The organism is Streptomyces sp. NPDC055749 (genome assembly GCF_053617235.1).
The window spans coordinates 1-12,452 of record NZ_JBSHFH010000029.1 but is presented as its reverse complement, the minus strand read 5'-3'; the positions used below and the strand labels follow the sequence as shown (position 1 = coordinate 12,452).

The window sequence follows — 12,452 nt, the reverse complement described above, 5'->3', positions numbered from 1 at the left end:
GGGAGTAGGTGATCACCGTCGCGGGGGACGGCCGTGCAGGGGCCCGCTGCCATAATGACCTGCGTGAACCGTGCGACTGCCTGGCGGGACAGTTGGACCGGGATTGCGCGGCGCGCCGCGGAACTCCCGCGCCACGCCGTCTTCGTCTCGTCACTGTGCGTTCTCGCCGTCGCCGAGTCGCTCGCCGAGTTCGTCGCGCACCGCGGGTCGATCCCCCGCATGTTCTCGGACACGGCCCAGAGCGGCGGCGCCGCCGGGGTCCAACTCGCCATGGTCGTCGGACTGTTGTGCCTGTGCACGGCGCCACCGCTGGTCCTCCTGCGGCCCGTACTCGCCGGACTCACGGTGACCGCTGCGAGCTTCGGTTCGCTCACGATCTTCCATACGCTGACGCTGGCAGGCTTCGCCGCTCAGCTGGTCGCCCAGTACCGGCTCGGCCGCCGTGGACACGCCCTGGCCGCGATGCTCTTCACGGCACCGTTCCTCGCACTGGCCCTCGCCGGACCGGCCGACACCGGCTACCGGGTGCGTGTGGTGCTCCTCGCCTCATTGGCCCCCGTGGCCGCCTTCGCCGGACTCGCCCGGCGCTCGGGCAGAAGGGAGCGGGAACACGACGCCGTACGCGAGGTCATGGTCGGCACCCAGTGGGAGAACGCCGCCAAGGCGGAACGCGCCCGTATCGTGCGCGAGTTGCACGACGTCGTGGGTCACCACATCTCCATGATCGCTGTCCAGGCCGAGACCGCGCGCGTGGCCACCACCGGCATGCCCGCCCAGGGCCGCGAGCGGCTGCTCGGCATCGGCGACACCGCCCGTGCCGCCCTCACGGAGATGCGCAGCCTGCTCGGCGTACTGCGGGACGACACCGGGTCCGCCACGAGCGGCGAGCGGAGGCCGCAGCCCGACCTGACGCAGCTCGACGACCTGCTCGACGAGGCGCGGGTGGCCTCAGCAGCCACCATCCGACTCATCCTCAGCGGTGCCCCGCGCCCCATGGGTCCGGGAGTCGAGCTCGCCGCCTACCGCATCGTCCAGGAGTCCCTCACCAACGCCCGCAAGCACGCCAGGGGGGCCCCGGTCGACGTGGAACTTCACTACGCCCACGACGCCCTGCACCTCAGCGTCCGCGACAGCGGCCCCGGACCGCCGGCCGCGGCGCCGGACGGAGGACACGGCCTGCTCGGCATGCGGGAACGGGTCGCAGCCGTCGGTGGACTCCTGCGGACAGGTCCCGCGGACTTCGGGGGATTCGTCGTCGAAGCCAGCTTCCCCGCCACGACAGAACGGGCCGTATGAGCTCCCCGCAACGACCGATCCGCGTCGTCATCGCGGACGACCACCTGGTCGTCCGCACCGGATTCGCCGCGCTGCTCGATTCCCAGCCGGAATTCACCATCGTCCGGACAGCCACCACCGGCGTCGACGCGGTCCGCGTCTGCCGTGAGGTGTCCCCGGACGTCGTCCTCATGGACATCCGTATGCCCGAGATGGACGGCATCGAGGCCACGCGGCAGCTGGTCGGCGATGTGCCCGACGGTGTGCAGGCACCACGCGTCCTCATCCTGACGACGTTCGATCTGGACGAGTACGTCTACGACGCGCTGCGCGCCGGAGCCAGCGGCTTCCTGCTCAAGGACGCCACCGCCGAGCGGCTCTTCGACGCCGTGCGCGTCATCTCCGCCGGAGACGCCCTGCTGGACCCCGGCATCACCCGTCGGCTGATCGGTGAGTTCACGCGGCTGCCTGCCAGGACCCGGGTCCAGCCGTCGCCGGGCCTCGACGCGCTGACGGCGCGGGAGACCGAGGTGCTGCTGCTCGTCGCGGAGGGTCTGTCCAACGCGGAGATCGCCGCCCGCCTCGTCGTCACGGAGGAGACGGTGAAGTCGCACGTCAGCCGCACCCTGACCAAGCTCGGCCTGCGCGACCGCACCCAGGCCGTGATCGCCGCGTACGAAACGGGACTTGTCGTCCCGGGCAACCGCAGGACCGACTAGCGCCGGGGACCTCTTCTCATCCCTGCGGGGGACGGCGGTCCGCGCCCTCCCTCGTACGAGCATCGCGAGGCTTCGCTCCATTCCGTGACGACCCGCGCCCCTCCCTCTTCCTAGCCTTCTTCCATGGAGATGACGATCGATGGATCGCAAGCTGTGATCGAGGTCAAGGACGTCTACAAGCGCTTCGGCGGCACTCAGGCTCTCGACGGCATGTCGTTCGTCGTCAGGCCGGGACAGATCACCGGTTTCGTCGGCCCGAACGGTGCGGGGAAGTCCACGACGATGCGTGTCATCCTCGGTCTGGACACGCCGGATCAGGGGACGACGCTGGTCGGCGGGCGCCCGTACCGAACACTGCGCACACCGCTCAAGCACGTCGGCGCGCTGCTCGACGCGGCAGCCGTACAGCCGAGCCGGACTGCCCGTCACCATCTGCTGTGGCTGGCCCACTCGCAGGGCCTCGGCACCGCAGCGGTCGACGAGGCGATCCGCAGGGTGGGCCTCCAGGACGTGGCCCGGCGCAGGGCTGGCGGATTCTCCCTGGGCATGCGGCAGCGGCTGGGCATCGCGGCGGCGCTGCTCGGCGACCCGCCGATGCTCATGCTGGACGAGCCGTTCAACGGCCTGGACCCCGAGGGCTTCATGTGGATGCGGGGCTTCCTGGCGTCGCTCGCCGAACAGGGCCGAGCCGTGCTGGTGTCCAGTCACCTGATGAGCGAACTGCAGGGCTCCGCCGACCATGTGATCGTCGTCGGGCGCGGCAAGGTCGTCGCCGACATGAGCGTGCGCGAGCTGCTCGCCTCCGTTTCCGAGGGTCGCGTGACGCTGCGTACCTCGGCTCGTACGCGGGCGATGGAGGTGCTCGCACGGGCCGGTGCCACGGTGACTTCCACGGGAAGCGAGACGATCGGCGTCACCGATCTGCCGGCCGAGGACGTCGTCGCCGTGCTCGGGGCGAACTCGGTGCCGTTCTCCGAAGTGTCTCCGCACCGCGCGTCCTTGGAAGAGGCGTACATGGAACTCACCCGGGACGCCGTGCAGTACCGCGGGGTCGTTACCGAGGAGGCCGGACGATGACCGGCACGCTCACGCCGCCGGCGGCCTCCGACCGTCCGGAACGGGGCGGCTTCGGACGCGTACTGCACGCGGAGTGGACGAAGTTCCGGACGGTACGCGGCTGGGTGCTCGGCACGGTCGGCGCACTGCTGACCATCTGCCTGGTCGGACTGCTCGCCACGGCGGCGAGCAACGAAGGGGGCCTGGACGCGTCCGAACTGCCCGTCGGTCCCGGCGGCGAGGCGGTCAACGACGCCTTCTACTTCATGCACCAGCCGCTGAAGGGCGACGGCGCCATCACGGTGGCTGTGTCCTCGCTGACGGGTCAGGTCGCGTCGACACCTACCGAGGACCGGCCCGGTCTCGCGCCTTGGGCGAAGGCCGGAATCATCGTCAAGGATTCCCTCGAACCGGGGTCGTCGTACGCGTCGATGATGGTCACCGGAGACCACGGTGTGCGGATGCAGTACGACTACACGCACGACACGGCCGGGCTGCCCGGCCCGGTGCCGGCCGACGCGCCGCGCTGGCTCCGGCTGCAGCGCTCGGGCGACACCGTCACCGGCTACCAGTCGGCGGACGGCAGCGCCTGGACCGAGGTGGGTACCGCGCGTCTTGCCGGGCTCTCGGAGTCGCCGCAGGTCGGGCTGTTCGTGGCCTCGCCGTCGGCGACGGAGGAGACCGGTACCGGAACGGGGTTCATCCCCGCCGTCGCCACCAGCACGTTCGGAGCCCCCGCCCTGACCGGCGGTTGGAGCGGCGACGCCTGGCAGGACCGGCAGGTCAGCGACAGTGCCGGTACGAGCGGAAGCTACAGCCGGTCGACGAATGGCCACGTGATCCCGTCGGACACGGGCTACACCATCACCGGGGCCGGAGACATCGCGCCGGTGGTCGGCGGACCGGCCGCGAGCGGCGTACGTATCGTCTCGAACTTCCTGGTCGGCGCGTTCGCGGGACTGATCATGATGGTGGTCGTGGCCGCGGGCTATGTGACCGTCGAGTACCGACGAGGGCTGATCGGCGTCAGCTTCGCTGCCAGCCCGCGCAGGGGGCGCGTACTGGTGGCGAAGGCCCTTGTGGTGGGCTGTGCGGCCTTCCTCGTCGGAACGATCGCAGCCGCTGTCATGGTGCCCTTCGGAGGAGCGCGGTCCCTCGCGAACGGCTTTCCCGTCCTGACGGTGCCTTCGGCGACCGAGCTGCGGGTCGTCGTGGGAACGGGCCTGCTGCTCGCGGCTGCCAGTGTGTGCGCGCTGGCCGTCGGAGCCGTCCTGCGCCGCAGCGCCGCGGCCATCACGCTGGTGGTCGTCGGCATGGTGCTGCCCTACCTGCTCGCCACCGCGTCCGTCCTGCCCCCGGCGGCATCGGACTGGCTGCTGAAGGTCACACCGGCCGCCGGGTTCGCCATCCAGCAGAGCGTCGAACACTACGACCAGGTCGTCACCGTCTACTCGCCGGCGCACGGCTACTTCCCGCTGGCACCGTGGGCGGGCTTCGCAGTGCTGTGCGCCTACGCGGCGGTCGCGTTCGCCGCCGCCTGGGTCCTGATCCGCCGGAGGGACGCATGAGGTACGCGGGACGCGCGGAGTGGACGAAGCTGCGGACGGACGTCGGCAACACGTGGTTGCTGCTCGGTGTCGTGGCCCTGACCCTGGCGGTGGGCGCCGCGGTGGCGATGACCTCCCGTTGTGACGGCGTGGGCTGCGGACAGGACGCCACGAGGCTCAGCCTCACCGGCGTCATAGCCGGCCAGGTCGTCGTCGCGATCGTCGCGGTGCTGATGGCCGGCGACGAATACAGCACCGGGATGATCCGGACCACGATCGCGGCGGTGCCACGCAGGCTGACCGTCCTCTTCTCGAAGGCGGCCGTCCTCGGCGCCGTGCTGCTGGCGACGGGCGCCGTCGGCGTGCTCGGGTCACTGCTGATCGGCGGGATGGTGCAGCCGGGCCGTGGCTTCACCGAGGCGCACGGGTACGAGGCGTTGTCACTGGCCGACACCTCGACGCTGCGCGCCGCCGTCGGTTCCGTCCTCTACCTGGTCCTGGTCGGGCTGCTCAGCCTCGGCGTCGCGCTGATCGTGCGGAGTTCGGCTGCAGCCATCGGAATCGTCATGGGACTGCTCTTCTTCTTCCCGGTCCTCGGCCAGGTGATCACCGACCCGGAATGGCAGCGGCACCTCCAACAGATCGCCCCCATGCCGGCCGGCCTCTCCGTGCAGACGACCCTCGGCGTCGACAAGCTCCCCATCGGCCCCTGGGAGGGCCTCGGTGTGCTGGCGCTCTGGGCCGTCGGCGCGCTCGCAGTCGGCGGCGCGGTGCTGCACTCGCGAGACGTCTGAGGTTCACACCCCCCCCGACATCATGCTTGCACTTGTTCGTAAGCAGCTCCAATCGAGCAGTTATTGACATCGCGGGAGCGGTGCGACACCGTACTCAGAGTCCGTCCCACCGCTTCCGTGGAGAAGACCCGTGCCTCTCAGCCCGACCGACGTCATCACCGGCTCCGCGTACACCCGGCGGACCGGTGTCGGCGCCTTCAACGTCGTACAGATCGAGCACGCCGAGGCCATCGTCGCCGGAGCGGAGAGTGCCGGGCTGCCGGTCATCCTGCAGATCAGCGAGAACACCGCCCGCTACCACGGCTCCCTCGCCCCCATCGGCCTCGCGGCACTCGCGCTCGCCAGGGCGGCGAGCGTTCCCGTGGCGGTACACCTGGACCACGCGGAGTCGACGGAGCTGGTGCACGAAGCGGTCGAACTCGGCTTCACATCCGTCATGTTCGACGCCTCCAAGCTCCCGTACGAGCAGAATCTCGCCGCCACCCGGGAGATCACGGACCACTGCCACCGCGCGAACGTGTGGGTCGAGGCCGAACTGGGCGAGGTCGGCGGCAAGGACGGCGCCCACGCCCCCGGGGTGCGCACGGACCCGGACGAGGCCCGCGCGTTCGTGGCCGCGACGGCGGTCGACGCCCTGGCTGTCGCGGTGGGCAGTTCGCACGCCATGCTCACCCGGGACGCCGTGCTCGACTTCGAGCTCATCGAGCGGCTTCGGGCGGCCGTCGGCGTTCCGCTCGTCCTGCACGGTTCGTCGGGCGTCGGTGACGACGGTCTCGCGAAGGCGGTCGCAGCGGGGATGACGAAGGTGAACATCTCCACGCACCTGAACAAGATTTTCACCCGCACCGTGCGCGAACAGCTGGCCGCTGCGCCGGAGGTGGCCGACCCGCGCAAGTACCTCGGCCCGGCCCGTCGGGCGGTGGAGTCCGAGGTGGCCAGGCTGCTGGGCGTCCTCGCGACACCGTGACGGCGCGGCCCGCCGCAACGGCCTGAGCATCGAGAAGTCCGGCGCGCCCTACTCCTCCTCGGCCTCGGCCGCCTCGGCAGCCTGCCCCTTGGCCCGCTTGCCGACCACGACCGCCGCTGCCGCCGCACTGCTCGCGAAAGCCAGGGCCACCACCCACGACTGGTCGAGGACGTGGTGGGTGGCATGGTCGAGGGAGTAGCGGCCGGCACCGGCCAGACCGATCGCGGCGGCCGTGAAGCCGAGGAACGCCGGGTACTCGTATCCGCCGCTCATCGCGAAGAAGCCCGCGGGTGCGTGCACGGCGACAGCCCCCGCCATCGCACCGGCGGCGGCGGCACCGGCCGCCGGAGTGGCGAGGCCGAGCGCGAGCAGGACACCGCCGCCCGCCTCGCCGAGTCCGGCGGCGACAGCACTGTGCTTGGGCGGGTGGAAGCCCATGGCCTCCATGGCTGCCGTGGTGCCTTCGATACCGCCGCCGCCGAACCAGCCGGCCAGCTTCTGGGTGCCATGCGCGGCGAGGACCGCACCCGTGCCGACGCGCAGGACGAGCAGGCCGAGGTCACGTCGGTTGAGGCAGACCATGGGTTTCTCCCGGAGATGGCGGTGCGGAACGGTACGCATCCACTGTCGTCCGAGCCGACCGCCCGGGTGCTGTCGTGATACTCCGTCCGGGCGCCGCACCCGCCACGAGTGCGACGTACGTCATTATGCAACTTGTTGCACAATGCCGTCCGTGTGGTCTACAACTGGCTCGACGACACTGTGCGAGGAGACGCCGGATGAGCCCGTACCCCACTCTGCTGAGCCCGCTGGACCTCGGGTTCACCACCCTCCCCAACCGTGTGCTCATGGGATCGATGCATATCGGTCTCGAGGAGGTCGAGCGCGGCTTCGAGCGGATGGCCGCCTTCTACGCGGCCCGAGCCCGGGGCGGGGTCGGCCTCATGGTCACCGGCGGCATCGCGCCGAGCGCCCGCGCCTGCTCGTTCCCGGGCGGCGCGAAGATGACGACCGAGGCGGAAGCCGATCAGCACCGGCAGGTGACCGATGCCGTGCACGAGGCCGGTGGCCGGATCGCCATGCAGATCCTCCACTTCGGGAGGTACGCGCACCACGCCGACCTGGTCGCGCCCAGCGCGCTCAAGGCTCCGATCAGTGGCTTCACCCCGCACGCGCTGACCGACGACGAGGTCGAGGAGACCATCGAGGACTTCGTCAGGGCCGCCGAGCTGGCGCAGCGCGCGGGCTACGACGGTGTCGAGATCATGGGCTCCGAGGGCTACCTGATCAACGAGTTCATCGTCTCCGCCACCAATCACCGCACGGACCGCTGGGGCGGCAGCTACGAGAACCGCATCCGGCTGCCCCTGGAGATCGTGCGCCGTGTCCGCGAGCGCGTCGGCACCGACTTCATTCTCATCTACCGGCTCTCGATGCTGGATCTGGTGCCCGGCGGCTCCACGCTGGAGGAGGTCGTCCAGCTGGCCCGCGAGATCGAGGCAGCCGGCGCCACGATCATCAACACCGGGATCGGCTGGCACGAGGCCCGCATCCCCACCATCGCCACGTCGGTGCCGCGCGGCGCCTTCACCTGGGTGACCGAGAAGGTGCGCGGCGCCGTCTCCGTACCCCTGGTGACCAGCAACCGCATCAACACCCCCGAGGTCGCCGAGGAGATCCTCGCCGCGGGCCGGGCGGACATGGTGTCGATGGCCCGGCCGTTCCTCGCGGACCCCGACTTCGTCGCGAAGGCGGCGGCGGACCGCGCGGACGCGATCAACACCTGCATCGGCTGCAACCAGGCGTGCCTGGACCACATCTTCAGCCTCCAGATCACCTCCTGCCTGGTCAATCCGCGTGCCTGCCACGAGACCGAGCTGGTGCTCCTGCCGACCCGGACCCGTAAGAGCGTCGCCGTCGTCGGTGCCGGTCCGGCCGGTCTGGCCTGCGCGGTCACGGCGTCGGAGCGCGGGCACGCGGTGACGCTGTTCGACATGGCCGACGAGATCGGCGGCCAGCTCAATGTGGCGCGCCGCGTCCCCGGCAAGGAGGAGTTCAACGAGACCCTGCGCTACTTCCGTACGCGCCTGAGCGAGGAGGGCATCGAGGTCCGGCTCGGCACGCGGGCCACGACGGAGCTGCTCGCGGACTTCGACGAGGTCGTCGTCGCGACCGGGGTCGAGCCCCGCTCCCCTGCGATTCCGGGCGTGGACCACCCCAGCGTGGTCAGCTACCTGGACGTGCTGCGGGACGGGGCGCCGGTCGGCGACCGGGTCGCGATCGTCGGGGCGGGCGGTATCGGTTTCGACGTCGCCGAGTTCCTCACGGACGGCGGCGACGCGGCCTCGCTGGACGCCGAGGTGTTCTTCCGGCAGTGGGGCGTCGACACCTCGTACGCGGACCGGGGCGGACTCCGCACCCCCGAGCGCCCGAAGCCGCCGCGCACGGTGCACCTCGTCCAGCGCAAGACGAGCAAGGTCGGGGCAGGTCTCGGCAAGACCACGGGATGGATCCACCGCACCGAACTGCGCCACCGCGGCGTCACGATGATCGCGGGCGCGTCCTACGACCTCATCGACGACGAGGGTCTCCACCTGACCGTGGACGGCGAACAGCACGTGCTGGCCGTCGACACCGTGGTCCTGTGCGCGGGCCAGGAACCGCGTCGCGGGCTGTACGAGGAGCTGGTCGCCGCGGGCCGCCCGGTGCACCTGATCGGCGGCGCCGACGTGGCGGCCGAACTGGACGCCAAGCGCGCGATCCGCCAGGGCACGGAGCTCGCCGCAGCGCTGTGACCGCCGGGCCCGTCCCTCCCTAGGATGCACTTCATGTCACTCCCGCACGCGATTCTCACCGCCCTGCTCGAAAAGCCGTCGTCGGGGCTGGAGCTGACGCGCAGGTTCGACCGGTCGATCGGTTACTTCTGGTCGTCGACGCACCAGCAGATCTATCGCGAGCTGGGGAAACTGGAGCAGTCCGGGCAGATCCGGGCCCTGCCGTCGGCTCAGCCGGCCCGTGGGCAGAAGAAGGAGTACGAGGTCCTGCCCGCGGGCCGCGAGGAGCTCGCGGCCTGGGTGGCCATCCCCGAGGACCCGCGGCCGGTCCGCGATCCGCTGCTGCTGAGGATGCGGGCGGCGGCGGTCGTCGGGGCGGACGGGCTGGGGGCCGAACTGCGCCGGCATCTCGCGCTGCACCGGCGTCAGTTGGAGGAGTATCTGCGGATCGAGGAGCGGGACTTCCCGCCCGAGCGGACCGCCGAGGAGGACCGGCTGCGGCATCTGGTGCTGCGTGGCGGAATCGACATGGAGACCTTCTGGATCGGCTGGCTGACCAGGGCCCTCGCCGACGAGCCGATCCTCGCGGGCGACTGAGGCGGGAGACGGCGGGCAGCAGGCAGCGCTCAGCGGGGCTACGGGCCGCCCACTGGAGACGTAACCGCCTCTGCACCCAGTACCGGCCGGTCGAGCGTGCGGGGGCTGCCGATGATCACCCGCGACGGTGAGCCCACGGCCGGGGCAGACGTGTCCGCGCCCGGCACCGTGGCCTCCGCGGTGGCCCGGCTGAGCAGGATCACACCGCGCACGGCGGCCCCGGTGCCGAGCAGTGCCGGAACCAGGCTGATCGCCCCGCCCTGGAGCCGCTCCCCCAGCAGGGCCATGCCGACAGCGGCTGCGGCCACCGGATTGGCCAGGGTGACGACGGCCAGCGGTGCGCCGAGGCCCCCGCGGAACGCGATCTGGGCCAGCAGCAGACCTCCCATCGCGAAGGCGGAGACGAGCAGCGCCACCGTCACCAGGCGCCAGCTGATCAGCGGCCCCGTGGTGTGGTCGGTGACGGCGACGGTCAGGGTCTGGGTGAGCGCCGACGCGACACCCGATGTGATGCCGGCCGCCGTGGCATGGCGCAGGCCGGGCCGGGTGCCGGGCCTGCCGAGTACGGCGACGAGCGCCATCGTCGCCGCCCCTACGCCGAGGGCCTCGGGCAGCGTCAGCGTCTCGTGCGCGGCGCCGCCGCCCGCGGCGAGCAGCAGCGCGCCGAGGCCGAGCAGGGTGAGGATCGTGCCGCGCCATTCCGTCCGGCTGACACGGCGTCCCGCGGAGCGCGCGCCGAGCGGGACCGCGGCGACGAGCGTGAGCGCGCCCAGCGGCTGGACGAGGGTCAGCGGACCGTACTTGAGCGCGACCACGTGCAGCAGTGCGCCCCCCGCGTTGAGACCGACCGCCGACCACCAGGCGCCCCGGCCCAGCATGCGCAGCACCCCGTCGGAGGGTGCGGCGCTTCCGGCGAGCCGGGCCTGGGCGACGGCGGCCAGCGCGTAGGCGGCGGCGGAGACGAGGGACAGCGCGACCGCTATGAGCGTGGCGTTCATCGCGGGGCTCCGGCCCGCGCGAGCGCCGTCACGGGCGCCGTTGCCGCTGCGGGCACCGCCACGTCGGCGGCGGAGGGCCACGGGAGATAGACCCGGGACCGCGTGGGACGCGGCAGCCGCAGGGCGGCGAACGCGACGGCGAGCAGCGCCGATACGACGACGGCGTCCAGCCAGTAGTGGTTGGCGGTACCCACGATGACGAGCAGCGTGGCCGCGGGATGCAGCAGCCACAGCCAGCGCCAACGGGAGCGGGTGGCGACGATCAGGCCGACGGCCACCATCACGGCCCAGCCGAAGTGCAGCGAGGGCATCGCGGCGAACTGGTTGGCCATGGAGTCGGTCGCGGGCGTGTCCCCGTACACCGTCGGGCCGTACACCTGACCGGTGTCGACGAGCGCGGCGGCGTCCAGCATCCGGGGCGGGGCGAGCGGGAACAGCAGGTGGAGCGCGAGCGCAGCGCCGGTGAGCACGGCGAGGACGCGGCGCGACCAGACGTAGTGACGCGGGCGGCGCCAGTACAGCCACACCAGGAACAGCAGCGTGGCCGGGAAGTGCACGGTCGCGTAATAGGTGTTCGCCAGGTGGACCAGCGTCTCGCTGTGCAGCAGCAGGCTCTGCACCGCTCCTTCGCCGGGGAGGTGCACGGCGCGCTCGAGGTCCCAGACGTGTCCGGCGTTGCGGAACGCTTCCTCGACGTGTCCGTTCGCGGCCTGCCGGCCGAGCTTGTAGACGAGGAAGAGTCCCGCGACGAGAAGAAGCTCGCGGACGAGGGGCGGTCGGGCAGAAGTGTCCGGCTCCCGTTCTGCAGGCTGTCTGCGGGCGTACATCACCCGGTGCCCCTTTGCTGACGAAGCGCTGTTACGGCGGCATGGTCCAGTCCATGCCGTATCGATACGCCAGTGTACCGATACGCGAACGTATCGGAACACCCGCGTATCGGTACACTGGCGTATCGAAGGACCTCGTCGCACCGTCGCTGAGAGGGAAAGCACATGCCGTCGCACGAGCCCGTGCAGGAATCAGCAGCCACGTCCCGCCGGTCGAAGATCACGCCGGAGCGGGCGCAGGAGCTCTACGCGGCTGTGCTGGACCTGATCCGGGAGAGCGGTTACGAGTCGCTGACCATGGAGGGCGTCGCCTCACGCACCCGGTGCGGGAAGTCGACGCTCTACCGCCAGTGGGGCTCCAAGCCGGAGCTGGTCGTGGCGGCCCTGCACGGCACCAGACGCATGCTGCTCCCGCCCATCGACACGGGCACACTCGCCGGTGATCTGCGCGAGGCGGCACGGGCCATCGGTGCGGCGTCCGGACGCGACACCCCGCTGTCGCACGCGCTGAGCCACGCCGCCCTGCAGAGCCCCGAGCTGCTGTGCGCCCTGCGCGAGGCGCTGATCCTGCCGCAGATCGCCGCGATCGAGGGCATGGTCCGGCGCGGCCGGGAGCGCGGCGAGATCGCGGCGGACGCCCCCGCGGCCGAGTTCGTGGCCACGCAGCTCCTGGGCGTCATGCGGGCCCGGCCCATGCTGGAGGGGCGGTACGCCGACGAGGCGTACCTCACCCGCTTCGTGGAGAGCTCGATCCTTCCCGCCCTCGGGCTCGGCCCGGCGGAGGCGGCCCCGAGCGGGCCCTGATGAACGTGGGCCGTCCGTCCCCAGCGGAGGACGGCGGCCCGCCCGCGCCGCACCGTGGGGACGGGGGCGGCGCACCGTCCGGCCGGCCGGTGAC

Annotated in this window: 12 protein-coding genes; 9 read left to right on the top strand and 3 right to left on the bottom strand. The window is 71.5% G+C overall.

Annotated elements, in window-relative coordinates; all coding sequences use genetic code 11:
* Nucleotides 1-63: 63 nt before the first annotated feature.
* The 6 genes from ACWGO0_RS21815 (at nt 64) to ACWGO0_RS21790 (ending at nt 6,358) form a co-directional block, all read left to right on the top strand.
* Nucleotides 64-1,296 (top strand): sensor histidine kinase, encoded by a 1,233-nt coding sequence (locus tag ACWGO0_RS21815; protein ID WP_453537341.1) that lies wholly within the window; start codon nt 64-66, stop codon nt 1,294-1,296.
* A complete protein-coding gene (locus ACWGO0_RS21810) occupies nt 1,293-1,994 on the top strand; it encodes a response regulator (RefSeq protein ID WP_453537338.1) in 702 nt (233 codons plus the stop codon). Before ACWGO0_RS21815 ends, ACWGO0_RS21810 begins: the two co-directional genes overlap by 4 nt.
* Nucleotides 1,995-2,117: 123 nt before the next feature.
* Nucleotides 2,118-3,071, top strand: a complete 954-nt coding sequence (locus ACWGO0_RS21805) for an ATP-binding cassette domain-containing protein (protein ID WP_453537335.1) — start codon at nt 2,118-2,120, stop codon at nt 3,069-3,071.
* The gene (locus tag ACWGO0_RS21800; protein ID WP_453537332.1) at nt 3,068-4,618 is read left to right on the top strand and encodes an ABC transporter permease subunit; all 1,551 of its coding nucleotides are present in this window, start codon (nt 3,068-3,070) and stop codon (nt 4,616-4,618) included. The genes ACWGO0_RS21805 and ACWGO0_RS21800 overlap by 4 nt, the downstream gene beginning before the upstream one ends.
* A complete protein-coding gene (locus ACWGO0_RS21795; RefSeq protein WP_453537329.1) occupies nt 4,615-5,391 on the top strand; it encodes an ABC transporter permease in 777 nt (258 codons plus the stop codon). Before ACWGO0_RS21800 ends, ACWGO0_RS21795 begins: the two co-directional genes overlap by 4 nt.
* 130 nt (nt 5,392-5,521) lie before the next feature.
* Complete coding sequence (locus tag ACWGO0_RS21790) at nt 5,522-6,358, top strand: class II fructose-bisphosphate aldolase (RefSeq protein ID WP_453537326.1); 837 nt, start codon at nt 5,522-5,524, stop codon at nt 6,356-6,358.
* 48 nt (nt 6,359-6,406) lie between these two features.
* Here the strand turns inward: ACWGO0_RS21790 and ACWGO0_RS21785 are convergent, their stop codons facing one another.
* Nucleotides 6,407-6,940 (bottom strand): DoxX family membrane protein, encoded by a 534-nt coding sequence (locus ACWGO0_RS21785; protein ID WP_453537323.1) that lies wholly within the window; start codon nt 6,938-6,940, stop codon nt 6,407-6,409.
* A gap of 197 nt (nt 6,941-7,137) precedes the next feature.
* Here ACWGO0_RS21785 and ACWGO0_RS21780 point away from each other — a divergent pair, with 197 nt between their 5' ends.
* Both ACWGO0_RS21780 and ACWGO0_RS21775 read left to right on the top strand, forming a co-directional pair.
* The gene (locus ACWGO0_RS21780) at nt 7,138-9,153 is read left to right on the top strand and encodes an oxidoreductase (protein WP_453537320.1); all 2,016 of its coding nucleotides are present in this window, start codon (nt 7,138-7,140) and stop codon (nt 9,151-9,153) included.
* Between the two features lie 33 nt (nt 9,154-9,186).
* On the top strand, nt 9,187-9,729 hold the full coding sequence (locus tag ACWGO0_RS21775) for a PadR family transcriptional regulator (RefSeq protein WP_453537317.1): 543 nt from the start codon (nt 9,187-9,189) through the stop codon (nt 9,727-9,729).
* A gap of 38 nt (nt 9,730-9,767) precedes the next feature.
* Here ACWGO0_RS21775 and ACWGO0_RS21770 read toward each other — a convergent pair whose 3' ends face one another.
* Both ACWGO0_RS21770 and ACWGO0_RS21765 read right to left on the bottom strand, forming a co-directional pair.
* Nucleotides 9,768-10,727, bottom strand: a complete 960-nt coding sequence (locus tag ACWGO0_RS21770; RefSeq protein ID WP_453537315.1) for a hypothetical protein — start codon at nt 10,725-10,727, stop codon at nt 9,768-9,770.
* Nucleotides 10,724-11,554, bottom strand: a complete 831-nt coding sequence (locus tag ACWGO0_RS21765) for a phosphatase PAP2 family protein (RefSeq protein ID WP_453537312.1) — start codon at nt 11,552-11,554, stop codon at nt 10,724-10,726. The genes ACWGO0_RS21770 and ACWGO0_RS21765 overlap by 4 nt, the downstream gene beginning before the upstream one ends.
* A gap of 165 nt (nt 11,555-11,719) precedes the next feature.
* On the opposite strand from ACWGO0_RS21765, the gene ACWGO0_RS21760 reads away from it, so the two are divergent.
* Entirely contained in the window at nt 11,720-12,358 is a 639-nt protein-coding gene (locus ACWGO0_RS21760) for a TetR/AcrR family transcriptional regulator (protein WP_453537309.1), read from the top strand.
* The last annotated feature ends 94 nt before the right edge of the window (nt 12,359-12,452 follow it).